Origin of the sequence: Paenibacillus sp. FSL R7-0204, from assembly GCF_038002225.1 — a bacterium.
GTDB lineage: Bacteria > Bacillota > Bacilli > Paenibacillales > Paenibacillaceae > Paenibacillus_AQ.
In genome coordinates this window covers 1-25372 of sequence record NZ_JBBOCA010000002.1, presented here as the reverse complement: position 1 = coordinate 25372, position 25372 = coordinate 1, and the positions used below count along the sequence as shown (strand labels likewise).

The window sequence follows — 25372 nt, the reverse complement described above, 5'->3', positions numbered from 1 at the left end:
AGGAGGGATGCAATTTTCCCTCCTTTTAAATTCGCAATTTATAAAGATTACGAACCAAGCTAACTTTTTATTATGCTCATTTTGCGTGAATAGGTAAATTGAAATCCAATCTATCAAACTTCCTCAAAATATCCAAATTGGAGGTGATATTATGAGTACCCCAATAATAATTTCCGATGGCTTGTTCAGTGACACACCATCGTTTGCCGTCCGGATGCGGGTTATTCTGTTCATATGTGTTTAATTCTTCCTCAGGTGCTATTCGAATCTCATTTGTATTATGCAGTGTGTCTATAATCGTATCCAGATTTATATCTACAACATGTTTAAATTCTGGATAATACCTGCTTTTTGGTGAACCAATAAAATACACTGGCAATGGCAACCAAAAATGCCATGTTGCAGGGTCAAAAGATTTCATTTCCAACGATAACGGGTCATAATCGGGGACGCCATTGAGTAGGATTTGACCACAGAGCTTATACTTGTCCTTTAAAGCCACTGCTTTGTGGTAGATATCACTGTTTTCGTCTGCATATTTGAGTATAAAGTCTGAAAGTCTCTTTGTTACTCCAATATCAGCTTCCGTGGCTTTCTTCGGGTCGAAATGAAACCATGGCAAATGTGCGAAATCATTGTTGCTGGGGATTCCTTGCATCCCCACCCAGCCGTCATCCAACAAATATGTACCGGAATCAAGGTATTTGAGGATACCCCTAATAATTGTATCTTTTATACTGCTAATAGAATCATCTGCCGTGTCCAGATAATCCAACGCTATACATATTGTATAGGGAGAAGAATTAGGATTCCAATTGTTACACTCGATGTTGTAACCAAAACCGCCATCCTCATTTTGATAACTGGACAGAACCGAAAGGAATTCCTCGCAGCTCCCGTTTTCAAATAAATACTTCCATTTTGTAAAGTCAAGTGGTCTAGCATTACGGTGAATCAGTTTTCTTAATCTCAAAAACTCATCAAGTGATATTTTTTTCAAAATATTTACCTCCCGTATTGTTACAAAACTTTATATGGTATTATTATACATTTTTTTCATCGGAAGTTGTCGATCACTGACTAGTTTTCTGTTTAGTAGAGAATATCCTTCACTGTAATCAGCCCATGCCCTGGTGGAGCCGTCACAGTATCTCTGATGCGTGCCGCCGCGAATGGTGTAGGAACAAAGCAGGTTCGGATTATTGTGCTTTTTAAAGGCGGGGGCTTTCGGGGGATTAGTATGAGCGGCCCGTTCTATAGATCCCAGCTATGTGGGATGGCGGTTCCGGACGATATCCCTAATAATGAACCTTATTCGTTATTGGGGATGACTGTGCCGTTACGGTCATTATACCGATGACCACACCGGAGGGGATGAAATGAAGAACCATATATCCAATGCAGCCAACCCATGGGAGCAGGCAGACGGAGATCAGTACGTACAGAATATCAGCCGCAAAATCCCCGGATACACGCTGCAATATGACCTGATGGATACGCTGCTAACAGCGCGGCTGGACAATCAGGAGAAGCCCAGGCTACTGATCGTTGGAGCAGGCGGGGGCCAGGAGATTCTGAAGCTGGGCCTAAGCCATCCGGCCTGGAGGTTCAGCGGCCTGGACACCTCGCAGAGTATGCTTCAGGCTGCCAAGCAGCGGCTGGAGGCTGCGGGTCAACCGGGTCTGCTGGATAGAGTGCGGCTGCATCATACGGAGATTAGTACCTGGAGCTGTACTAGAGCATACGATGCCGCAACCTGTATGCTGGTGCTTCATTTCGTGCAGGGGAGGGAGAGTAAGCTGGCGCTCCTTCGCAGCATTGCCGCGCGGCTTCGGCCAGGCGCGCCGCTGTGCCTGTCCGCCATCTGCGGGGTGCCGGGTACTCCTGCATGGGAGCTTCAGATGGCAGGCTGGCGGCTGCATATGCTGGGGAACGGGATCGCAGAGGAACAGTGGCAGACCTTCGAGCAATCGTTCGGAGTCATCTCCCATCCGCTTCCTGCCGCAGAGATGGAGAAGCTGCTGGAGGAGGCCGGCTTCACGGCCATATCCCGGTTCTTCGGCGCTTATCTGATTGACAGCTGGGTAGCGGTGAAGGCGCTAGAACGATAGCAACTGCACTTTGTACAATAGAATACTGTAAAAAAGGCTTCAAAATAGGATCTATTGTATTCCGTACAGTTGAATGTTGAAAAAAGGCCATTTTTCACCCAAAACTCAACATTCCACTGTATGAAATACAATAGAACATCATTTTACGATCAGCTATACGTTTTCTATTGCACGAAATACAATCAGTTGTCATCCCTTCACCGCCGAGCTGGCCACTCCTTCAATGATGTACTTCTGGCCGAGCAGGAAGACGAGAATCATCGGAATGATACCGGCGGTGGCGGCGGCCATCATGCCGTTGTAATCGACATTGTTCTCCAGGATGAAATTCTGCAGCCCGAGCGGAACGGTGAACAGGTCCTGGTCGATCAGGAAGACGAGCGCGTTCTCATAATCGTTCCAGTGCCAGGAGAAGTCGATAATCGCCAGGGTTGCCAGCGAGGGCTTGGCCATCGGCAGGATAATCTGCGAGAAGATGCGGAAATGGCCGGCACCGTCGATGAAGGCGGCCTCCGAGATTTCATGGGGCACGGAGAGGAAGAACTGCCGCATCATGAATACACCGAAGATAGTGAACATACCGGGCAGGATCAGCGCCCAGTGGGTGTTATAGATGCCGGCCCAGTCGAACATGATGAACTTGGGCACGAACAGCACCTGCGGAGGAACCATCATCATGGACAGATAGACCAGGAACATCGTGTTGCGTCCCTTGAACTCAATCCGGGCAAAGCCGTAGGCCGCCAAGGCGGACAGGGCGACAGCGCCGATGGTGCTCAGCACAGCGACCTTAAGGGAATTCAGATAGTAAGGCACGAAGCTGCCTTGGCCGGACCACACCTTGATATGATGACTCCAGTTGAAGTGGTCGGGAATCCACTGGATCGGATAGCGGAATACCTCGGATGGGGTTTTGAAGGAGGTGCTGATCATCCAGAGGAAGGGCACAATCATGACGATGCTGAAGAACAGCATGATTAGTGTAGTGATGATTTTGGTAACGGCGGCTTTATTCATATTCTCAGCTCCTTAGTAGTGAACCCAGCGTTTCTGGCCCAGCCATTGAATGACGGTGAAAATCAGAATGATCAGGAACAGGGCCCAGGAGACCGCTGACGCATAGCCCATCTCGTAATAGCGGAAGGCATTCTGATAGATGAACAGGGATAATACAGTGGTGCTGTTCCCTGGTCCGCCCTGCGTAATCGCCTGGATGATGCCGAACTGCTTGATCGACATGATCAGCCCGGTAATCAGCAGCAGAAAAGTAGTGGGACTCACCAGCGGCCACAGAATGCTGCGGATCGTCTGCCAGGTGCGGGCACCGTCGATAGTGGCTGCCTCCAGCAACTCGCCGGACACCTCCTGCAAGGCGGCGAGGTAGATAATCATGTTATAGCCGAGCATGAACCAGATCCAGATGATATCAATCGCATACATGGACGTATCCATCGTGGACAGCCAGCCGGGAGGATTGTCGACGCCCATTGAGCGGAGAATGCCGTTAATCGGCCCGTTATTCGGGTGGAACAGCAGCATCCAGACGAAGGCTACGGCTACGCCGCTGGTAATGTAGGGCATGAAGTACAGGGCGCGGAGCAGCTTTTTGAGATAGACGGAACGGTTCAGAATGACAGCCACCAGGAACGCCAGCCCAATCGATATGGGAACGGAGACCAGGAACAGCAGCGTGTTCTTGATGGCAATATAGAAAACTTCATCCCCCAGCATCCGCCGGATATTCGCCAGCCCGATGAACTTGGTATTGGGATTCATAAACTTGTAATCTGTAAACATGAGATAGAACGAATACATCGCCGGTATGATAAAAAACAGCATCACGCCAATCATATTGGGCCCGATAAACAGATAGCCCAGCAGCTGCTGACGTCGCATCCAGGTTGCTTTCACAATAGCCCCACTCCTTCAGGTCTTAATAAGTACATTACAAGCATAGCAAGCGTCCGTCCGGGGGATAAGGAACAAAACCACCCACTTCATGGCACAGAAATATACAATTACGCAAGCGGTGGGAGGCGTTTCAATCTGAGTTATGTTCTATCTGTGTTCAGGCCAAAAAAGCGGCATTCCCGGAGGGAACGCCGCTGAAGCGGTATGGCTATACGGTTGTATAAGCAGGCTAAAGGCTTAGTGTGTCCTGCTTCTCCCGCAAATTGTACCGGTACTGGCTGGGCGTCTGCGCGGTCAGTCGCTTGAAGATCTTGATGAAGTAGTTGTCGCTCACGAAGCCGACCCGGTTGCCGATCTCATAGACCGGCAAGTCGGAGCCAGTCAGGAGCCGGATCGCCTGATCTACCCGTACACGGTGCAGATAGTGGATGAGGGTGTGGCCGGTTTTCTTTTTGAACAGGGTGCTGACATAATTCTCGGCCATCATGACATACTGGGACATCGACTTCACCGTAATATCCTCAGCGTAGTGTTCGTGCAGATAGTGCAGGATCTTCTGAATCTCCGGGTGGCTCGTAATCTCCTCATGGGCCGGCGGGGACACCTTAGACTCCTGAGGGCTATCCGGTTCAACCTTGCGGTTCTTCTCCAGCTCGCCGCTGATCTTGCGCAGTGTGTCCCGGAGTGAATTCACGCTCATCGACAGCTTCAGAATATAATTGGATGCCCCATATTCCATGGCCAGCCGCACATTCTCGAAATCATTCATGCAGGTCAGCATGACAAAGCGGGAATCAAATCCTTCCTCACGGGTTCTGCGCAGCAGCTCGACGCCATCTATCTCCGGCATGACGATATCCGAAATCACCAGATCGGGCGTATCCCCGCGGATCATCTCCAGCGCTTCTGCCCCGTTGCCCGCTTCTCCGCTGACCGTGAAGCCAAGCTCCTCCCAGGCGATAATCTCGCGCACACTTTCCCGTACGAACACCTCGTCCTCCACCAGCAGTACCTTCCACATGTGTAATCCCTCCCGTAGTTATGTGCCTTAAGCCGGATGTTCGTTGCCGTAAGGCGTGGACATTAGCAGCGGCAGCGTCAAGCGCACCGTAACGCCTTCGCTGGATGAGAGAACCTTAAGCTGTCCCTCCTCCCGGAAAAGCAGCCGCAGCCGCTCCTGAATATTACTCAGTCCGATGCCCGGACGCTTACGCGGAGCCTTGGTGCCGCCGGTCTGCTCCATGCCTACGCCGTTATCCCTAATCTCGACAATCAGCCTGTGCTCTTCGCGGCGGACGTTCAGCTCAATGAGGCCGTGGCCGGGCAGTCTGCTGATTCCGTGAATAATGGCGTTCTCCACCAGCGGCTGAAGGCTGAGCTTCGGCACCAGAGCATACAGAATGTCCTCGTCATACGTGAACGTACAGTCGAATTTGTGCGCGTACCGGACCTGCTGAATATGGACATAGGCCTCAACCAGCTCGATTTCATCTTTTAGATGGATCAGATCCTTATCGGTGTTCAGACTGGCCTCCAGCAGCTTGCCGAGCGACAGAGTCATGTTCGTAATATCCTCGTTATGCTCGCGGATGGCGATCCATTTGATCGTATTCAGCGTGTTCAGCAGGAAGTGGGGATTCGTCTGGGCCAGCAGCATCTGAAAATGTACCGCCTCCTTCTGGCGCTCCTCCGCCTTCAGCTTCTGGATCAGCAGGTGGGTGTCGTCAAGCATTGTATTGAAGGTCTGGGTCAGCTCAAGGATCTCGCCGCTGAATTTGTGCTCCGGCAGGCGGATCTTCAGGCTTTTCTGCACCGCCGCCTTCATCTTGTTCTGCAGATGGGACAAGGGCCGCGTAATGGTCGTAGCAATCACGAAGGTCATCATCAGGAAGATGCTCGTCAGCACCAGGAACGTAAGGAAGTACTGCTGCTTCAGCCCCTCGATCTCCACGAACAGCACAGACAGCGGAATCCGGTTGACGATATACCAGTCCAGCGACTCCACATAGATATAATTAATCAGGGCATTCGAGTCTTTGTCGATGAAATACTGCTGTCCCGGCTGCCCGGCAAAGCCCGCTTTCACCTTCCCGGATAATTGGCTGCCCGGAACCGACTGCGAGATATCCTCGCCCGAGCGGGTGATCAGGAAATACTGCTGCTCCAGATCGGACTGCTTGTGGATGGAGCGCAGCCAGTACGTATAATCAATGCTGATCCGGGCCATGCCATACGGCTGGTTCCGGGCATCCTCCAGATAAGCGTATAAGGACAGAAGATAGGCGCTGGTAGAGACATCGCGCAGCACGTAGTTAGTATCATTGGGTACCCAGTGATAGGAGTTGTTATCCATCTGCTTCCGGTCGAACCCCGGATTGGCCCGCAGTTTGGAGTATACCAGTGAATCCTTAGGCGGGTATGAGGTGTATGCGCTTTCAGATAAGTCCAGAATCATGAAGTAGACCGAAGGATTATACAGGAAGAAGCTATTGTTCAGATTCTTGAAAATATTCTCCATCAGCCGCTTATTCTCCAGCTCATTACGCTGTCCGGGATGGAGCAGCACGGACTTCACAGTGTCATCCTGCTTCAGGAACAGCAGCGTTTTGAAGGCGATGCTGATCTGGTCCTCCAGCGTGCGGTACATCTGCTCCAGCTGATAGTGGCTCTGCTGGCTGATTTTCTTCTGGACCAGCGTCTCAATGCGCTGATAATTATAGACATTCAGTGCGCCGAACGGCAGCAGAATCAGGCACACAAACGCGGCGAACAGGCGGTATTTCAACTTCTGGGGAATCAGCACACGCAGCAGCTGTGACACAGGGAAGCACCTCCAAGCCTGACTGAACCTGCCCGGTTCGGGCCGGTTGATATGCTAGATTATAGCATACTCCCTCCGCCGGATTGGCGATATTTCAAATTGCATGGATTTGTTCCAGCAGGCATGGGGGAAGGGAGGAAATGCATAGATTTGTTCTACTTGGGCTGCTTGACAGCGGGACAAGGCGGACGGATAGTTATCCGCCCCGCATGGTCAAGGACCCGATGGAGTATGCAGGGGTATTTCTCGGCCAAAATCCTCGTGCCCACTGATACTAACCCCCTATATTTGTGGACCGACGGACTCAGGTGCTCTTATTTGCCGAAAAGACCAACTTTATGCCGGCAGGCGGACTGAGAGGCCTTTATATCACTCCAGGTAGCCGGAAATGAAGGGGAAAATGGTAGTTAAGCGCATCTGAGTCCGCATAGTCTCCAGAATAGCCGGATTTGCCCAAATAAGCGCATCCAAGTCCGCAAGAACACGGCTGGGGCTTGCGCGTTCATTCAAGGCTTAGCCTGTTCCTGATAGGGCAAGACAAAAGAAAGAGAGGCGCCATGATTCCCATGGCAAGCCTCCCGTATGATGCGCTATATTTCTCTATTTCCAGTTCCGTCCTCACCTTCGCCGCTACTTCTTCTGCTTCAAATACTCGTTATGCCGGGCTGCCATGGCCTGCACGGTCTGGTCAAGCGACTGGGAGCCGAGGAAATACTTCTCGTACTCCTGTGAGCGCAGGTCCATTACCTCCTGCGGCAGGCTGCGGACATAGGTTGGCGTCTTATTGTCGAACATGACGTACATCAGGGAGTCCAGATCGTAGGAGTCACTTTTGTCGCCGACGAGGCTCTTGAGCGCATCCTCCTGTTTGGCATCCTTGGAGGCCGGGATTCTCCCGCCCTCTGCCATCGGGGCCATGCCGCCATCGGAATACCATTTCAGGAATTCCCAGGCCGCTTCCTGCTTCCCCGACTTGGCGTTAATGGAGATGTAATCGCCGAGGCCCCCGCGGGTCACGTAATCACTGGCAGATTCGGCGAGCCGGGGTACCGGAGCGAAGGCAATTTTGAAATCACGCGGGAAGTCAGTGAAGTTATTCGAGCTGCGCAGCAGCCACGCCCCGATATTGAGCATCGGCACCTCTCCGCTGAGGAAGACCTGCTCCACCGGCATTTTGGAGGTCAACTGTTCGCCGAGCGGCGGGGTAGTCTTATCCTCCTGCATCATCCCGTTCAGCGTCCCCAGCCATTGTCTGACCAGCGGATGATCCAGATTAGAGGTGCCGTCCGGCTTCGTGTAGCCTTCCTGTGACAGTACAGAGTCAAGAGGGTCCACGAAGGGCTCCATATTTTGAATAAAACCGTAGGAATCGCCGTTCTTCAGCTTCTTCGCATACTCGCGCAGCTCATCCCAGGTCCATTCCTTCGGAACCGGCAGGCCGGCCTTGTCCAGGGCGTCTTTGTTCAGGGCAACGAAGAATGAGCTTTTGGTCGTCGGAACGCCGTAGAACTTGCCGTCAATCTTCCAGCTCTCCGTCTCTGCGCCCATCTTCTCTTCAATGTTGTAATCGGTGAAGCTGCTTAGGTCGAGGGCCAGCCCGGATTCCACCCGCTTGGCGGCATGGGAGATTGTATAGTTCACGAACAAATCCACATCCTGGCCGGTAATCATCGCCGTGTCCAGCTTCAGATTGCCGTCATCATCATTGACATAGCGTACATATTCCACCTGAATATCGGGGTGCTCCTTGTTCCAGTTGTCCATGACCTGCTGCGGACCGGATTCCGGGGGGACACCGCCCCACATTTTGAGCGTTACCGGTGTATTCTTACCTGTGGCAGAGTTTTCTGTGTCCATTGAAGTTGAATTGCTGCTGTTCCCGCAGCCTGCGGCCAGGCCCGTGATCAGAACGAGTGAAGTGATTCCGGCAATAACACGGCTCTTGTTCAAAAGCGACAACCTCCCTGTGTGTACTGTATAAGCTTGCAACTCAAGAATAGCAGATGGCCGGAAGCGTCAGAAGGAACAAAAACCAGGAGAATATGGAACATAACTTTATATTATCTCCCGGATTAGGGCTAGGGCGGCAATAGTGCAGGGAAACGTTCTATTCCGGGAGCAACTGGTGCGGCGTTTCAAGCCCATTGTGTAAAAACACAATCATGGCAGATAATCTTTTTCTTTTTACCCAAAATGCAGCAGCAACCCGTATGTTATGATTCTTCACATAAGAGAACCCTACCTGACAGGAGCGATGAGAGATGATTATTGGCGTACCGAAAGAAATTAAAAACAACGAAAACCGCGTAGCGATTACCCCTGCGGGTGTGGTGAGTCTGAGCGCAGAAGGCCATAAGGTGCTGGTGGAAGCTGGAGCTGGTGTAGGCAGCGGATTCCTGGATCAAGAGTATGCCGCAGCCGGGGCTGAGCTGGTTGCAGAAGCTGCCGCCGTGTGGGCTGCCGCTGAAATGGTAATGAAGGTAAAAGAACCGCTGAGCAGTGAATACGGCTACTTCCGCCCGGGACTTATCCTTTTTACTTATCTGCATCTGGCTCCAGAGCCTGCTCTTGCTGCTGCCCTGAAGGATAAAGGCGTATTCGCCATCGGCTATGAGACCGTAGTGGATGGACGTACCTTGCCGCTGCTCACCCCGATGAGCGAGGTAGCCGGACGTATGGCTGTACAGCTCGGTGCGCAATTCCTGCAAAAAAACTACGGCGGACAGGGTATCCTGCTCTCCGGTGTTCCCGGCGTAAGCCGCGGCAAGGTCAGCATTATTGGCGGCGGTGTGGTCGGCACGAACGCAGCCAAGATGGCCATCGGACTTGGTGCCGAGGTGACCATTATCGACCTGAGCGCAGACCGGCTCCGCCAGCTCGACGACATCTTCGGGGCCCAGATCAGCACCCTGATCTCTAACCCGTACAACATTGCTAAGGCTGTTGCTGAAGCGGATCTCCTGGTAGGGGCAGTGTTGATTCCAGGCGCGAAGGCGCCTAAACTGGTAACGGAAGCAATGGTGCAGACGATGAAGCCGGGCTCGGTCATTGTTGATGTGGCGATTGACCAGGGCGGAATTGTGGAGACGATTGACCGGGTGACCACGCACGATAACCCTGTCTTCGAGAAGCATGGAGTCCTGCACTATTCGGTCGCCAACATGCCGGGGGCAGTCGCCAAAACCTCGACCATCGCCCTAACCAATGTCACCGTTCCATATGCTCTGCAAATTGCCAACAAAGGCGTATTCCAGGCCATCGAAGACAATGCTGGTCTGAAGAGCGGCGTCAACGTAGCCAACGGCAAAATCACCTGCCAGGCCGTAGCCGAAGCGCTTGGGGAAGAGTACTTCACGGTCGAGGCTGCTGTAGAGCAGGAGTTCACGCTGATCTAATTTGTAGAGATAAAACGTCGGCTAGAGGGGTATCGCAATAGACAGAGATGGAGTCCGGTGAGTGATCATCGGGCTTTTTTTGTGGTGTGCGGGCCGGAGGTAATCGAAAAACCGATCATAATGGGCATGTCGAGGGTGCGAAGGCAGATATGCCGTGTACTTCATTCATGTGAGGTTTTGCACCGCACCAGTTTGCTTTTGACGCAAATTCTTCATGATATGTCAGGTTTTCTACTGAAATTTGTTTTATTCCTATAGGCAACCGCCAGGCAGCGTACTATAATGTAATCACTTATTCTGCTATTCTTCAGGTTGAGGTGGGAACATTGGCACAATCAGAGCCGTCATTTGACCGTTTTTTTGACAGTATGGAATCCCTGGCGGATACGCTCAGCGAATCGCTCCATTCCCAGGTTACGATTGAGGACAGCAACCATCATGTGATCGGGTACAGCTCCCATCAGACGGAGAGTGATCCGGCGCGGATATCGACCATCATTGGCAAAAAGGTGCCCAGCACGGTCATTATCGGCCTGCGCAAAAAGGGAGTTATGCATGAGCTGGAGAGCAGCACGCATCCGATTCGCATCCCTGCGGTAATGGAGGTCGGGCTGGGCCCGCGGCTGGCCATGTGCATCAAGCACCAGCAGGAGATTCTGGGCTATATCTGGGTAGTGGACGGTGGGAATCTTGCCGAAGGTCATGCGGAGCGTATCGTGGAGAAGGCTGCCGGGATTGCCGGACGTTATCTGCTGAAGCAGCGCGGCTGGAAGACGAAGCAGGAGAAGGCCCTGGAGGACTTCTTCTGGAAGCTGCTGACCTCGCATTATGAGAGCGAAACCCATATCCGCCAGGAGGCAGAGGCCGGATCGCTCCTGCTGCCGGAGAGCTATTACATCGGAGTACTTGAGAGCAACGGGCCGGTGGATGAGCATTTCCTGCAGAGCTTCCGCCGGGTGATGGACACCTATAGCGGGCAGCGGCTGCTGTTCCAGACTGCCGAGCAGAACCGGCTGATTATTCTTTTCTCCTTTATGTTTCCGGTGGAAGGGACCGGGCGTCTGTCTTCGTTCCTGCACAAGCTGCTAGTGGAGCTGGGCCAGAGCGAAGGCGGCAAGCTTACAGCAGGCTGCAGTGCTGAATACCGCGAATATACCTCAGCTGCTGAAGCATACCGCGAAGCGCTACAGATTCTGGAGATGAAGAAGCTGCTGCCTTATCATACGCGTGAGCTCCTGCTCTATGAAGAGATCGGGTTCTGGGCGTACCTTCCGGCTATTCTGGAACAGAAACGGACCCGGACCCGCCGGAGCCTGCTTCTCTATCCGCTGAAGGAGCATGACCGTGAGCATAAGAGCGATCTCCTGAAGACCCTAGCCGTATATCTGTCGCTGGACGGGAACCTGAAGGAATCGGCCGCTTTTCTGCATATTCATACCAATACCTTAATGTACCGCCTGAACCGGATCACCGAGATTACAGGCAGGAGCCTCAAGGAGACCGACTACCGTACCTCCATCTACCTGGATCTTCTGACCGAGGAGACCGCGCAGGTGAATCTATGGTTCCAGGAGGCTTCCAGGTCAGGAGTGTAGCTTAATGCTTCCGGGCGATCCGAAACGCATTATTAGCCTGTTCAAAACCGATCTGAGGATAGAACGATAGAGCTTCCTCGGAAGACAGCAGCACGATGGACACCTGATCTCCTAATGTCTCCTGAAGCAGCTGCACCAGGTCTTTGCCTATATTCTGCTTCTGATACTCCTTAATGACGGCCAGATCCGACAGATAACAGCAGTAGCAATAGTCGGTGATGGCCCGTGCTAAGCCTACTACACGCTCACCGTCCCAGCAGCTAATGATGATATCGGCCTGATCAATCATTTTCTCCATACGGTCTAAATCGTTATAAGGCCGCTTAAGCCCCGATAATCTAAACACCTCGGCCATTTGTTCAGGCAGCAGCTGTTCATTGACCTTGAATTCTAATGCCATAATGACTCTCCTTTCACATTCATTTTTATTATTCTAATCTATAAATGAACACAATTGGATAAAGAATATTCTTGCATCGTCTATAACAAATAGTTCATTTGATGGGGTTGTGAACGGAAGTTAAGTGGTATTAACTTTTCTGAATAATACTGAATGAATATAGAGAGTCTGCCTTTAAACTGGGTAGGCTTTTATGTTGAGAAGACTTACGGGTATATCCAACACTGTATCCGGGTAGATGGTACCAAAAAGAAAGAAAGTATTGACATGAATTTAACTTAAATCGTAAATAATGTTAATATTATGTCATTCATGATTTCATTTGCTCTGATATAATTTCTGCTAAGGCAGACGAAAGGAGATTTGTTATACAACAGTGAAGGTACATAGTGAACAAAAAAAGATGGAACAGATTTTAATCCATACGCGGATTAATTCAATTAGTATAGCGAGTAAACATGCGGAAACATTAATTTATAGTAGGAGTGTGAGATATGAAAAAAACAATATTGGCTTGTATGATGATTATGTTGATGTTAGCATCGGCTTGTGGAAATGTTGAAAAGGCATCAAATCCCAATACTTCTAGTGAGCCTAAACCTGAAACTCAGGAGGCTATTATTCCTGAAAACAAATCCGATTGTTTTAATGCAGAAAATATAAACTTGGATAGTGAAACTGAACAATATTTCTATGGAACCTGGAGAGTTGAGAAGCTTTTAGGATTTGCAAATTCATATAATGATGCTTCTGAATATCCAACAGGGCAAAAATTTATTGGAGATGAAATTATCATCAATAAAGACTTTTTTTCATCCAAAGGACTTAAAAACTACAGTGATTATCAATATGAGCTAAAAAATCCATTATATCAGATTACAGCGACATGCAATAACTCTGACGCTTTTTATAGATTATATAAAATAGACATCCCGGACTTAAAGATAAATGATGTATTAAAAGTAATGGATATAAGTGACCCTTCTACAAAACTTAGAATACCTGTAAGTGTAACTTTTTTTGTTATTAATAACGATAGGCTTATCTTGTTATCTGAGGCAACTATTTTTGAGCTTAAAAAAATTACTGATTAAATGAATTAAGGTTATGTAATAAGCCAAGAGGCTGTCCCAAAAGCCATGAAATGGCTGCTTGGGACAGCTCTTTATTTTGTAGTAGGATCAACGTGAGCACTTGGGTGAACGCTGCGCAAACGGACCGTTGTTTGGGTCGCTGTGGTCTCCAGATTTTTTTCATTCCCCTTAGCGGTGAAAATCCGGAGACCAAGGCGACCGCTGCCGCTTTTCCGCAGGTCGTTCCGTCCTCTCCGCTGTTTAAGCGGGAAAAGTTTCTTCAAATCTTTCTAAAATCACAAAAAGAAACCTCTCTTTTGTTAAAATGGAGTTACCACACAACCATTTCAAAGGAGAGGTTTCTTTGTACATTCAATATACCATGGACCAACTTTGCTTGCCAATGGGATCTGGAAGAAGATATCCCGAAAAATCACCTCGTTCGTGTCGTGAATGCCGCCGTCAATCGGCTGGACAACGCCATTTTTGACGCGGCCTATCCCGGCGGCGGCCGTGACAGCTACCATCCTAAAATGCTTACCAAAGTCATCATCTACGCGTACACTCAGCGAATCTATTCGTCTCGCCAAATCGCCAAAGCGGTCCGGGAGAACATTCCCTTCATGTGGCTGGCCGGACGGCAGCGACCCGACTTCCGCACGCTGAATCGCTTCCGTTCCCAGCGGATGAGAAATGTCCTCGAAACGGTATTTACCGCCGTGCTTCAGTTTCTGGCTAACGAAAAATACGTGTCTCTGGAGCATTATTTTGTGGACGGCACTAAGATCGAGGCGAATGCCAATCGCTACACCTTTGTCTGGAGCAAAGCGGTCAGCAAACACAAAGCGAAACTGCAAGATAAGGTACAGGCCCTATTCGCTGACATTGACGCAGCGGAAGAGCAGGAAGAACAAGAGAACCAGGGCAAAGATCTGGCTGAACTCAGCACCGGTTCGGAAATGGACAGTGAGAAACTCGAACAAGCCGTGCAAAAGCTTGAAGCTCAGCTTGCCGAAAAACCGAAAGACAAGCCCCTAAAAAAGACGGTTCGGACGTTGCGTAAGGATTTGCTCCCTCGACTGCAGAAGTACGAACAATATCAAAAGCTGCTTGGGGACCGGAACAGTTTCAGCAAGACCGATCCCGAGGCAACGTTTATGCGGATGAAAGAAGATCACATGCGAAATGGCCAACTGAAGCCAGGTTATAATCTACAGATCGGGACCGAAAACCAGTTTATTGTGGCCTACAGTCTCCATCAAAGACCGGGTGACACCCGCTGTTTAGAACCACATCTGGCAAAAACAAAGCAATTCCTCGGGAAACTTCCAAAGACGGTCATTGCAGATGCCGGCTATGGAAGTGAAGAAAACTACGCCTATCTGGAAAAGAGCGAGATACAGGCCGTCGTGAAATACAGCACCTACCACAAAGAAAAGAGCAAAGCCTGGAAAGCCGACGTCGGAAAAATCGAGAACTGGGCCTACGACGGATCCGAGGATCGCTGGACGTGTTTAGCTGGACACCCGCTGGATTTCCAACGAGAGAGCAAGGAAACCACAGAGAGTGGATACGAAATTAAGAAGCGTCATTACCAAAGTCAAAGCTGTGGAAGTTGTCCGCTAAAAGAAAACTGCACGAAGGGAAGCGGAAACCGGGAAATCGCAGTCAGTTTGGAGCGGCTTAGATACCAGAAACAGGCGAAAGAAATCCTCCGAAGCGAGGAAGGCTATCTATTGGCCGTACGTCGAATGACGGAGCCGGAAAGTGTATTTGGACAATTAAAGAATAACCGGGGCTTCCGGCGCTTTCTGCTTCGCGGCATGGAAAAAGTGACGCTAGAGGTCGGTTGGCTTTCGCTTGCTCACAACCTGCTGAAGCAAGCAGCGAATGACCAGAAACGCAAGGGAGCGATCCTCCAATAACGGAGAATCGCTCCCTTTCTTACAAATTCATCTTTTAAGAAGGCATGGGATTTTTTCCCACCAGTAGAGTATCTACTTTTGGGACAGCCCCTTGTTTATGCCGTAAAACGATTAAACTATAGTGTGTATACTGGATATTTGTGAGTATACTGTCTGCCTTTACAGAATAAAGTTGCTTCTTCATTTCTTCGTCTTTGTAAACTTCTATCATATGAAAATGCTTTGCTGACCAATTTCGAACAATTATTAAGCTCATTTGTTGAAATTGGGCCATAAAAAGATGGATATATTTGCTCATATTTAAGCATAGCTTGTACATCAGCGGTTGCTAGCACCCCAGAACCTCCATTAAAAGTGAGCGAAACAAGGGCATCAAACTGATTTTGCGAAAGTGTATGGCCATTAGGAAGTGACAATTTATTTACTGCTGCTACAGCCTTAGCAGTATCCTCAGTGAAAAAAGTATTTGCCTTAGACTGAGAAATTGGTGAAGTATAACCTAGATTCAAAGAGCTTGATAGAGCATCAGCTTGTGCTTGGGTTAGAAGAGAATCCTTTGGATTACCTGTTGTATTTTTAGTATATGTTTTATTCCTTGTTATCAGATGTCCCCAACCAACTGTTGGATACCCAACAGGATCTCCATAAAATTTCAAGGAAAATCCCTCATGCGATTTGATAAGGTCTGCTCCGCCAGTGCCTAGATTTGCCATAATAATCACTCCTGAAATTATTTTTAGTAGAAGAACAATAGGGAGGAATCAAAGCCAGAGCACCATTCCCAAGTTTTCTGCAATGCCATATTGTCTTCACATTATATAAAGAGAAATGAGTCTGGATATGCAATGTCGCCTCCGAATCCTTGTCTCGTTGTGCTTGTACTAATAATTGAGTAAACATTTCCTTATCATCCCTCCGTTAGTAACCGGCGCAATTTTTCTAAAGCTTTTAACCGGTGTTTGGAGATATTTTGTTGGGTGTAACCCAATTTTCGGGCTATCTCCTCGTCCTTAAGGTTGTAGACATAACCGAGTGTCCTTCATTCTTCTTTTTTTGTCATAATTAATAGAGTTGTAATAGATAAGATTGGCCATGTACGAAATAAAACGGCGATTTAAACTATCATCCGGTTTCATTGTCTGCCCCCTTCCTCTTGAAGAGTTCCTTCCTACACAATAAAGAGAGATGAGATTCCTTTTTTACAACCATTTTCCAAATAATAAGAACAAATGTTCCTGTATTTTAACACTGTAAACACTAGAGTCAATGTATATTCCCTTTTATGGACGCGTGGCAAAAAAAAATTATTGTTCTGGTTGTAATCTATCTGTGTAAATCTCCTTATATAGTGAAGGCATCTGTTCTGAGCCTATCTGCTAACTAGAGGGAGCGTGACATCAATGAAGAAAGTGCTATATGTACCATTGGATGATCGGCCTGTTAATTTGGATGATGTGATTGTGCAGGGGAGATCGGCGGGCATTGATGTGATCACACCGGATGTAACGGATCTTAAGAATCGCCTGGATTCGCAAAAGACAGCATCAGGCACAACCCTGCTGACCACCTCCTCACCGGCCTACGGAGATACCGCCAAAATCCGGCAATTTATTCTGGATCATGCGGCGTCCGTGGACGGTTATATTCTCTCGGCGGACATGCTTGCCTACGGGGGATTGATTGGGAGCCGCCGTCTCCGGGCGGATGCGGGCGGTGTCTACCCGGCGTATGACGCTGCAATTACAAATCTGCTGAACGTCATCCGTGAAGTGAAGCAAGCTTACCCGGACAAGCCGGTGTATGTAATGGATACGATTATGAGGCTGGCCACCACCTCTTTTGCGGAAGGGCTGGACCTCGCGGCGTATACGGAGTCCCGTAATTTCATGCTTCAGCCGCGCAGAAGCTTCACGCAGTTCGAAGATATTCTTACCGGATATAACCTGTCCCCGACGGGTGCCTATGGCAGTACAGCTACTTTTGATAAAGAGCAGTATTACAATACCAGAGCGCATAAGTTCAAGACGAACCGCTATATTCTGGAGGTGCTGGCGCAGGAGGGCTCTATTGATTTCCTTGCTATCGGTGTGGATGATGCCAATACTCAGGGCGTGCAGATTAACGAGATTCAATATATGGAAGCAGGCATTAATGAATGGCTGGGCGGGACTCAGGGTCAAAATCCGGACCGGGCCATCATTCTCCCGGATGCAGACGGACTGGGACAGTCCTTACTGGCGCGGATGGCGAATCAGCTCTACCGGAACGGAGCCACAACCAGGTATACCGTTGAATATTTCGGACCGCATGGCTCTACCCTTACGAGTCCGTATGAATATATGGATGTGCATCAGAACATCCTGCGCCATCTGGATATTGTGGGGGGAGAGGCGGTAGGCGATGCCCGTGAGGTGGAGATTATCGCGATTACAGCAGCGGATCAGGCGCTGGCTGCGGTTAACCGTATCGAGGATAACAATTCCCGCCTCATCCCTTCGGTAGTGATTGACTGTGTCGGCGCAGGTGCAGCAGATGCAAGTATAACTGAGGCTCTGCTGGGCAGCAGGCATACTGGCGCGCTATTAGGATACAGCGGCTGGAATACGCCGGGGAACAAAATCGGCCTCGCACTGGGCATGGCCCAGGCCCGGTATGCTTATGTCGTTACAGAGACCGATGCGGCGGCGCTGGATCTTGCAGTTAACGCTCACGGCTCGCTATTGTTCAAGCGCTTCCTGAAGGATTACTTCTACAAAAGGCTGGCGATTGGCGAAATCCGGACGTACTCCAGAGCCCATTCATTGTATGAGAATGTTGCGACTTTTACAGATCAGAACATGTTGTTGTTCAATAGCCCGGAGGACTACGCTCATCTTCAGGCTCTGCTGAGAGAGCGGATGCAGACACACACAGCCGCGCTTGCCGGGACGGGCGCCTTCCTGATCGGCAGTGCCGAACCGGCGTGCAGTATCCGGCAGATTAAGGGGGGCCATTGGGTCTTCTCCGAATACGCCAGTGCAGTTCTCCCATACGATGATCCCGATTATATTTGGGGCCGCGCTTTTGAAATTACTTTGAATCCTCATGTCACGTTAGAATAATAGGTGTTTCTGACCGGCAGCTCCCCGTGGATAGATTACGGGGGGCTGTTTACGCACCAATAGGAGGCCCGACACGTACAATAACCTATATTTCATGGCAAGAAGACGAAAGGGGGAAGCAGAATGGGGTATGGATACGCGGCTCCGGCGGATATGGCCTTTGAGAGCAGAATGCGGGGGGAGATTATTGCGGCAGCCCGGGCAATGAATGTAGGGGGGACAGATTTCTCGACCTTCGAGAATTCCCGCTGCAATCCGAGGTACTGGACACGTACAGGAGGCGGTGGATTTGAGCTGAATGCAAATGTCACTCCTTCGGCGGCGATTAATGATATTTTTGTCAATGGACAGCTGTATGCCTTCGAATGTGCTATGGCGATGGTGATGATTCTCTATAAAGCAACCATCAACATGATCGGAGAGGCGGCCTTCAACCGATATTTCACCGGCCTGTACCTGTGGGACTGGAACTATGACAGCAATCTGAAGCTGATTACCACGTTCAACAGGAATGAGCTACAGCCGGGCGATGTAGTCTATTTCAAGAATCCCGACCATGATCCGGCTAAGCCGGAATGGCAGGGGGAGAACGCGATTATGTTGTCCAGAGACAGTTACTACGGACACGGGCTCGGAATTAAGAATGCCACTCAGATGATAACCTCGCTCAACAGGGAGCGGGTGCCGGGCAGCCGGACCTCTGCCTATCTGGCGGATGAGGGGCTTCACCCGGATTTTGCCTATATTGCTTCGCTTGGCAACTCACGGCTGAGCCCGCCGCTCTCCTCCAAAGTGAATGCAAAAACGGCCATCTTCTCCAGAATAGGTACGAAATCTTATATTATCCGCTAGCTCGGAGGCGGTCTAATCCTTGGCCGAACGGAACTTGAGCGGGTGCAGACCGGTGGTTTTTTTGAAAACAGTACTGAAATAATGGGGATTCTCATAGCCGACCCGCTCCGAGATCTCCATGACCTTCAGGTCCGTGGTCAGCAGCAGCTCCTTCGCCTTGCCTATGCGGATTTGGGTGATATAGTCGGTAATGGTTCCGCCGGTCTCCTTCTTGAACAGCAGGCTGATGTAGTTAGGTGTCAGAAACACCTCCTCGGCAATCCTGGACACAGACAGCTCCGAGGCGTATCCCTCCTGAACGATGGTGCGGATGCTGCTGACGATCCGGCTGTTCCTGGAGGTGTTCTTGCCTGCTACATAAGCGCTTAAGTCATGCAGGAGCGACAGCATATACGCCTTAAGGCCGGTGATCGTGGTCTGCTGATACAGCTTATCCATGATGCTAATCCGGTCGCTCAGCACCTGCCCGATATCCTCATCTATCTCATATAGCGCTCTGGCGGAGGTGAAAATCATCTCCGCGCAGAGGCTCTGCACATATTCAATTCTATGCTTGGGCCCGGCCAGCCCGCCAAAGAGCTGCTCCATCAGCCGGGTGACGGAGTCCGTATGTCCTGCCTTCAATTCATTCATCAGCCGGGCCTGGAGTTTATAGATAAAGGTGCTCTGCAGCTTCTCTGTGTCGGGCTGGATATCGTTAATGTAGAGGACGGAGGCAGGTCCAGTATAGAATTTGTACACCAGCGCGGCCAGCGCATCCTTATAGGAATCCTCAAGCTGGCCCGCCAGCGGACAAGCCCGCCCGATGCCGACGGAGGCATCCAGCCGCAGATACTTCTGAATGTTGGCAATAATCTGCCCGCAGGTCCCGGAGATGGAGTGGGACGGAGGCGTCTGCGGGGTGCAGAACACCAGGATGAACTCGTTCTCGCTGGCCACGAAGCTGATGGCGCAAGGGTGGCTGTCCAGGCTCTCCTGGATGATATTTTGGATAGAAAAATAAAGCAGCTGCTTGTGCTCCTCCGAGTATTTATCCACCGCGCTCCGGTATTCATCCAACTGGAGCACACAGACGCTGAGAAGCGTCCCCTGCTGGAAGGGCAGGGCGAAATACTGTATCTTCTGCCAGATCTCCTCCTCCTTGCGGTAGAGGCCAGCGATCAGATTCTGGAGGAATTTCTCCCGCAGCAGCGGCATATTGTCTTGAAGCTGCTGCTTAAGTTGCTTCATATCCAGCTGCTGCTCGCGTTCCTCTGTCAGCTTCGCCACCGCCTGGAGGAAAACACTGCGGATCTCGGGCAGCTTGACAGGCTTCAGAATATATCCCTCTGCGTTCACCTTCAGTGCTTCCCGGGCGTAGGAGAAGTCCTGGGCGCCGCTGATAATAATAATCCGGGTGGCACAGCCTGCCTCCCGCAGCTTCTCTGCTACCTCAAGTCCCCCCATTAGCGGCATCATAATGTCGGTGAACAGGATGTCCGGCCGGAGCTTCAGGCATAATTCGTACGCTTCCAGCCCGTCCGAGGCTTCCCCGATAATCTCAATCCCGAACTCTTCCTGCCAATCGAACACACGGATCAGACTGCTGCGGATAAACGGCTCGTCATCTGCTATGATCATCGTTAACATCTTCATTCACCTCATTCCAAGTAGTGACCACCGGGAACCGGATGACAGCCAGCAGACCGCAGTCGTCTTCGGTATTGTCGTAATAACGGATGCCGTAGGACTCTCCAAAAAACTGCCGGATCCGCATATGCACATTGCGGATGCCGTAAGACTGATTGCCCGGCTGCGGGTCTGCCAGCAGCTGGTTCAGCCGTGCGGGATCGGCGCCTATTCCATCGTCGAACACGGAGATGCTAAGCAGCTCCTGCGTCTGCTCTACCCGGATGCGGATCGTGCCGGTGCCCCGCCGCTGCTGAATCCCGTGAATCAGGGCATTCTCCACCAGCGGCTGGAGACTAAGCTTCACCACCAGACATTCCTCTGCCAGCGCCCGGTCCGTCTCCTCCAGCTCATAGTGAAGCCGGTCCTGAAAGCGGAACTGCTGAATCTGCAGATAGCTCTCGACCTGCCGCAGCTCATCACGGAGCGGGATAATATTGCGGCCCTTGCTCAGGCTGTACCGGAAGAAATCCGAGAGCGAGGTGACCATGCTGCTGATCTCGGGTATATCGTGGTTAATGGCAATCCAGTTAATGGAGTCCAGGGTATTGTAGAGAAAATGCGGATTGATCTGGGCCTGGAGCATTTGCAGTTCGGCTTCTTTTTTGCGCAGCTCGGTGACGTAGAGCTTGTCGATCAGCGCTTTAATCTGCTGGAGCAGCTTATTGTAGCGGTTGAATAAATAGGAGAATTCGTCCTTGCGCCGGTAGCGGATGGGGATATTGAAGTTTCCGCTCTCGGCATGCGACATCGACTGGATGAACTTGCGGATGGGTGCGGAGATATTCTCGGACAGCAGCAGCGCCATCAGGAAGGAGACGAGCATGCAGATGACAATGACGACGTACATCACCCGGCGGAAGGAGATCAGCTCCCCGTTAAGCTCGCGGACAGGCGAGAAGGACAGGATGGTCCAGCCGGTGTTCTCCAGGGTTTTGTATGAGACGAGCATCTCCTCGCTGCCGATGGAGTGGCGGAAGGAATGCAGAGCGGACGGGTGGTCTGGAGGGGATGGGTTACCGGTGTTGTCAGTATGGTCTGTAGTCAGGTTAAGCTTGCTGTAATAATCCTGGGCAGCGATATTCTGGCCGATGAGTGACGGCTCAGGGCTGATGGCGATGGTTCCGGCCTTGTCTGCGATATAGACCTTACTGCCGGGCGTGGGCTTATAATGCTCCAGGAGCGTGCTGAATTCGGCCGCCGGGATATCGAGGGTGAGCAGTCCGACATAGGGCAGCTGTGCATGCCGGATGCCGAACAGGCGCTTCGCGAATTTGAGGGTGAATCTGGAATCCAGCGAGCTAAGGCCGACCACGGCAAAATCGGCTTTGGCCGGAATGCCTAAGTACCAGGGCTTCAAGGTGATAAGATCGATATTGAATACACGCCGCGAGAAATTATATTGGGTATATTCCGGCCGGTTCAGCATATAGAGCATAGGAACGAAGTTGCTGCCGGAGGTCCCGTTCGCGGGGAAATCCTCAAGGATTTTGCTAAGGGCTGCCAGTTCATTAATGATTCCGGTACTGTCTGTTGGCCGGTTGGAGGAGATGAGGTCCGCGAATTCAGAATTCAGGTACAGCGCAGTCATGGATTGATTGGCGGCTTCGAACCGCCGGGCCAGATTATCCTGAACCAGATTGAAGTTATTCTCAATCGATGTATTCATATTCCGGGTAATGATCCCGGCGGATTTGTTATAGATGGTGACCGAGATGATCGTAGTCGGGAGAAGAACAAGGAAGAGGAAGTAGAGAATCAGGCGGCTGCGGATGCTGAAGTTATAGAGGAAGAGTGCCTTCGACAACGAATCGTAATATTTCTTCATCGGAGTCCTCCTTCCGAGGTAATAACTGGTATACATTGTAAAACGCGTAAAGTCAGGATGTCAACGCAGGAGGTGCAGTGTGAAAAGGTTACTGTTCTATCTTATTGCCGTCTTAGGCTGCGGGCTGGCTATTTACACTCTTGGTTATAACCGCCCGCTGCTGCCGGACCTCACTCCGGATGAGAAGGCCGTACCGGCGGCACAGGCCACCCGGGTGAGGATCGCCCTGTCTGACTGGATGGAGAACCTGGAAGTGAAGAACGCCATCAGCCATTATAATAAAACAAATCCCGATCAGATTGAGATTGTAGTGATGAACCTTGCTACAGACGCATACGACGATACCTTGAATATGCTGATGACCTCCGGGCAGGGACCGGATGTGTTCAGTGTCGATAACGCTTGGCTGGCGACTTATGTCAACAAGGGGTATCTCGCTAATCTGTCTGCGGAGCTGGATGCCGCATGGCTGCTGCGCTTCCCGGTATGGGCCAGGAAGTTCGCGTCAGGCCCGTTGTTCAAGGGCGGAATCTACTTCATGCCCTCCAGTATTGATACCGTGCGACTGATCTACAATAAGCAATTGTTCCGGACCGCGGGACTTGACCCGGAGCAGCCTCCGCTTACCTTCGCTGCACTGGAGCAGGCAGCCCTGCAGATCAGCCGGGCCGGAGCACCGGTGAACAAATACGGCTTCGCGTTGCCCGCCGGGGATAGCCGGGCCAGTCTTCAGGCTGGACTGGAGCTATCGAATACCTACAGCGGTTATTATCTTTATGATTACCGGTCGGGCCGTTATGACCTGAGTGTGTATGCTCCCTGGCTGCAAATGGTACGGGAGATGAAGCGGCAGGGCAGTCTCTATCCGGGGGAGACTCTGCTGAAGCTGAGCAGTGCGCTCCGGCAATTCGCGGACGGCAATATCGGCATGATGTATGTTACCAGCAAAGATTATGTAAGGCTGCAGGAGTATATGCCTAAGGATGACTGGGGGGTAGCGCTCCCTCCGGCAGCGGACCTGTCACGGCGCGGGGCCGGGGCCCTGATGATGGTCCCTCATGCTCCGCTGGTGGTGAACAGTGCATCGCAGAGCCGGGAGGCTGCGGTGAAGGTCTGGCGATTTCTTCAATCGCAGGGTTTCCTGGGCATGCTGTACCAGCAGGCGCTCGCCCTCCCGGTGACAGACGGGATTATGGATAAGCCGGGCGCTTCACATGGGCTGCGCCACTTCAGGGAATTCTATCCCACCGCAGCAGAATCGATCTATCCGCTCTCCCCGCAGATCATGGACCAATACGACCCGAGTACGGTGTCGATGGAGCCGCGTTATTCAGGTGACCGCCCAAGAATGCAGCTGTACCTGCGGATCATCGCGGGGGATATTCCGCTGGACCAGGGACTGGGCAGCGAGAGTGAACGGCTGAATCAGATGCTGGATATTGCAGCTACCGGGTATTCTTTTCGGCGTGAGGAGTATATCTACCCGCAGTTCGATCCCCGTTCCCCGTTATTGGGGGAGAGTCTGCAGAGCCGTTCAAGCAGCGGACGGGAATAGAATAGGCTTATATTCAGGGACCTTTCCCGGCCATTGCGGCTGAGGGGAGGTTCTCTTTGTGTTGTCTCCTATTTATACGGGATGCCTGCCGGAATCTAGCTCTACTGCACACACCGTGCCGGAATCGCAGAATATTACTATATTGATCCATCTTTCTGCTGCTAGCTTCTATGTAGTTAAAAGATAGATTAAGCGAGGAAAGGACAATCTATCAGAACAATACAAATCTGTCGTTAAAGGAGACTGGGAAATGACTCTACTATCCACAGGACCACTGGAAAACAATGCAGTTGGAGGAGTAAGACCCACTACACAGGTTACGGTCAGAATTGATAACCGCAGTAGTGTTGCAGCTTCTACAGTATCTTTACAAGGCTATTATATGCAGGGAGACATGCGGGTACTGTATGTCAGTCAATCACTTAATATAGCTGCCAATGGATCTATTACTAATACTTACTATGCGGATCTGGACGCCTTTGAATTTGTGTTTGCCACTCCGGCAACTGTAGATGATCCGGTTCAGATCTCCGTATGGGGCAAGAGCAGCACGGGACAGCTTGTCACTGCCCACCGGCTGGTCTCGGCTGAACTGCTGGGTGATACTGGTGCAACGGGGGCTACTGGGGCGAACGGGGCGACCGGAGCCACAGGACCGGCAGGCGCTACGGGAGTGGGAGTGACGGGAGCGACTGGAGCAGGGGCGACCGGGGCGACCGGCCCGACCGGCGCAACGGGTGTGACGGGTCCAACAGGCGCAACGGGCGCGGGAGTGACCGGAGCAACGGGTGCGACCGGAGTAACTGGCCCCACAGGCGCAACGGGAGTGGGAGTAACCGGGGCGACTGGTGCTGGAGCGACTGGAGTGACCGGCCCGACAGGCGCAACGGGAGCAGGGGTGACCGGGGCGACCGGGGTGACGGGTGCAACAGGCGCGACTGGAGCAGGAGTGACCGGGGCGACCGGCCCGACAGGTGCAACAGGAGCAGGGGTGACCGGGGCGACGGGCCCGACAGGTGCAACAGGCGCAGGAGTGACGGGAGCGACCGGGGTGACGGGCCCGACAGGCGCAACAGGAGCAGGAGCGACCGGGGTGACGGGCCCGACAGGCGCAACAGGCGTGGGAGTGACCGGGGC

General features: G+C 51.3%; 17 protein-coding genes and 2 pseudogenes. 9 read left to right on the top strand and 10 right to left on the bottom strand.

From position 1 onward, the window contains the following. Window positions 1-76 precede the first annotated feature (76 nt). The gene (locus MKX42_RS33010; protein ID WP_340757966.1) at window positions 77-1000 is read right to left on the bottom strand and encodes a hypothetical protein; all 924 of its coding nucleotides are present in this window, start codon (window positions 998-1000) and stop codon (window positions 77-79) included. A gap of 379 nt (window positions 1001-1379) precedes the next feature. Between MKX42_RS33010 and MKX42_RS33005 the strand changes: the two genes are divergently transcribed. Next, window positions 1380-2111 (top strand): class I SAM-dependent methyltransferase, encoded by a 732-nt coding sequence (locus tag MKX42_RS33005; RefSeq protein ID WP_340757965.1) that lies wholly within the window; start codon window positions 1380-1382, stop codon window positions 2109-2111. 189 nt (window positions 2112-2300) lie between these two features. On the opposite strand, the gene MKX42_RS33000 is transcribed toward MKX42_RS33005, so the two are convergent. The 5 genes from MKX42_RS33000 to MKX42_RS32980 form a co-directional block, all read right to left on the bottom strand. Continuing rightward, window positions 2301-3128 (bottom strand): carbohydrate ABC transporter permease, encoded by an 828-nt coding sequence (locus MKX42_RS33000; protein WP_340757964.1) that lies wholly within the window; start codon window positions 3126-3128, stop codon window positions 2301-2303. 12 nt (window positions 3129-3140) lie between these two features. Then, on the bottom strand, window positions 3141-4022 hold the full coding sequence (locus MKX42_RS32995) for a carbohydrate ABC transporter permease (RefSeq protein WP_340757963.1): 882 nt from the start codon (window positions 4020-4022) through the stop codon (window positions 3141-3143). Between the two features lie 229 nt (window positions 4023-4251). Then, a complete protein-coding gene (locus MKX42_RS32990; RefSeq protein WP_340757961.1) occupies window positions 4252-5043 on the bottom strand; it encodes a response regulator in 792 nt (263 codons plus the stop codon). 27 nt (window positions 5044-5070) lie between these two features. Further along, window positions 5071-6843: a sensor histidine kinase gene (locus tag MKX42_RS32985; RefSeq protein WP_340757960.1), complete on the bottom strand. Its 1773-nt coding sequence runs from the start codon at window positions 6841-6843 to the stop codon at window positions 5071-5073. Window positions 6844-7473: 630 nt separating this feature from the next. After that, window positions 7474-8793: an ABC transporter substrate-binding protein gene (locus MKX42_RS32980; RefSeq protein WP_340757959.1), complete on the bottom strand. Its 1320-nt coding sequence runs from the start codon at window positions 8791-8793 to the stop codon at window positions 7474-7476. A gap of 311 nt (window positions 8794-9104) precedes the next feature. Here MKX42_RS32980 and ald point away from each other — a divergent pair, with 311 nt between their 5' ends. Further along, on the top strand, window positions 9105-10238 hold the full coding sequence (gene ald, locus MKX42_RS32975) for an alanine dehydrogenase (protein ID WP_340757958.1): 1134 nt from the start codon (window positions 9105-9107) through the stop codon (window positions 10236-10238). A 326-nt stretch (window positions 10239-10564) separates the two neighbouring features. After that, window positions 10565-11833, top strand: coding sequence for a PucR family transcriptional regulator (locus tag MKX42_RS32970; protein ID WP_340757957.1), 1269 nt, complete (start codon window positions 10565-10567; stop codon window positions 11831-11833). Window position 11834: 1 nt separating this feature from the next. Here the strand turns inward: MKX42_RS32970 and MKX42_RS32965 are convergent, their stop codons facing one another. Further along, a complete protein-coding gene (locus tag MKX42_RS32965; RefSeq protein WP_340757956.1) occupies window positions 11835-12233 on the bottom strand; it encodes a GNAT family N-acetyltransferase in 399 nt (132 codons plus the stop codon). A 494-nt stretch (window positions 12234-12727) separates the two neighbouring features. Here MKX42_RS32965 and MKX42_RS32960 point away from each other — a divergent pair, with 494 nt between their 5' ends. Together MKX42_RS32960 and MKX42_RS32955 are read left to right on the top strand one after the other, a co-directional pair. Further along, window positions 12728-13327 carry a hypothetical protein gene (locus MKX42_RS32960; RefSeq protein ID WP_340757955.1) on the top strand — a complete coding sequence of 200 codons (600 nt, stop codon included), beginning with the start codon at window positions 12728-12730 and terminating at the stop codon, window positions 13325-13327. 343 nt (window positions 13328-13670) lie between these two features. Next, a pseudogene (locus tag MKX42_RS32955) lies at window positions 13671-15231 on the top strand (IS1182 family transposase). A gap of 116 nt (window positions 15232-15347) precedes the next feature. Here the strand turns inward: MKX42_RS32955 and MKX42_RS32950 are convergent. Further along, window positions 15348-15944, bottom strand: a complete 597-nt coding sequence (locus MKX42_RS32950; protein ID WP_340757954.1) for a lysozyme — start codon at window positions 15942-15944, stop codon at window positions 15348-15350. A 687-nt stretch (window positions 15945-16631) separates the two neighbouring features. Here MKX42_RS32950 and MKX42_RS32945 point away from each other — a divergent pair. Then, window positions 16632-18332: a DUF4127 family protein gene (locus tag MKX42_RS32945; RefSeq protein WP_340757953.1), complete on the top strand. Its 1701-nt coding sequence runs from the start codon at window positions 16632-16634 to the stop codon at window positions 18330-18332. 123 nt (window positions 18333-18455) lie between these two features. Continuing rightward, window positions 18456-19184, top strand: a complete 729-nt coding sequence (locus MKX42_RS32940; protein WP_340757951.1) for a protein-glutamine gamma-glutamyltransferase — start codon at window positions 18456-18458, stop codon at window positions 19182-19184. A 12-nt stretch (window positions 19185-19196) separates the two neighbouring features. On the opposite strand, the gene MKX42_RS32935 is transcribed toward MKX42_RS32940, so the two are convergent. Both MKX42_RS32935 and MKX42_RS32930 read right to left on the bottom strand, forming a co-directional pair. Then, window positions 19197-20813, bottom strand: coding sequence for a response regulator (locus tag MKX42_RS32935; protein WP_340757949.1), 1617 nt, complete (start codon window positions 20811-20813; stop codon window positions 19197-19199). Then, window positions 20788-22680, bottom strand: a complete 1893-nt coding sequence (locus MKX42_RS32930) for a sensor histidine kinase (RefSeq protein ID WP_340757948.1) — start codon at window positions 22678-22680, stop codon at window positions 20788-20790. Before MKX42_RS32930 ends, MKX42_RS32935 begins: the two co-directional genes overlap by 26 nt. A gap of 79 nt (window positions 22681-22759) precedes the next feature. Here MKX42_RS32930 and MKX42_RS32925 point away from each other — a divergent pair, with 79 nt between their 5' ends. Continuing rightward, window positions 22760-24235 (top strand): ABC transporter substrate-binding protein, encoded by a 1476-nt coding sequence (locus tag MKX42_RS32925; protein WP_340757946.1) that lies wholly within the window; start codon window positions 22760-22762, stop codon window positions 24233-24235. A gap of 250 nt (window positions 24236-24485) precedes the next feature. After that, window positions 24486-25372 (top strand): annotated as a pseudogene (locus tag MKX42_RS32920) (collagen-like triple helix repeat-containing protein); the annotation flags it as partial.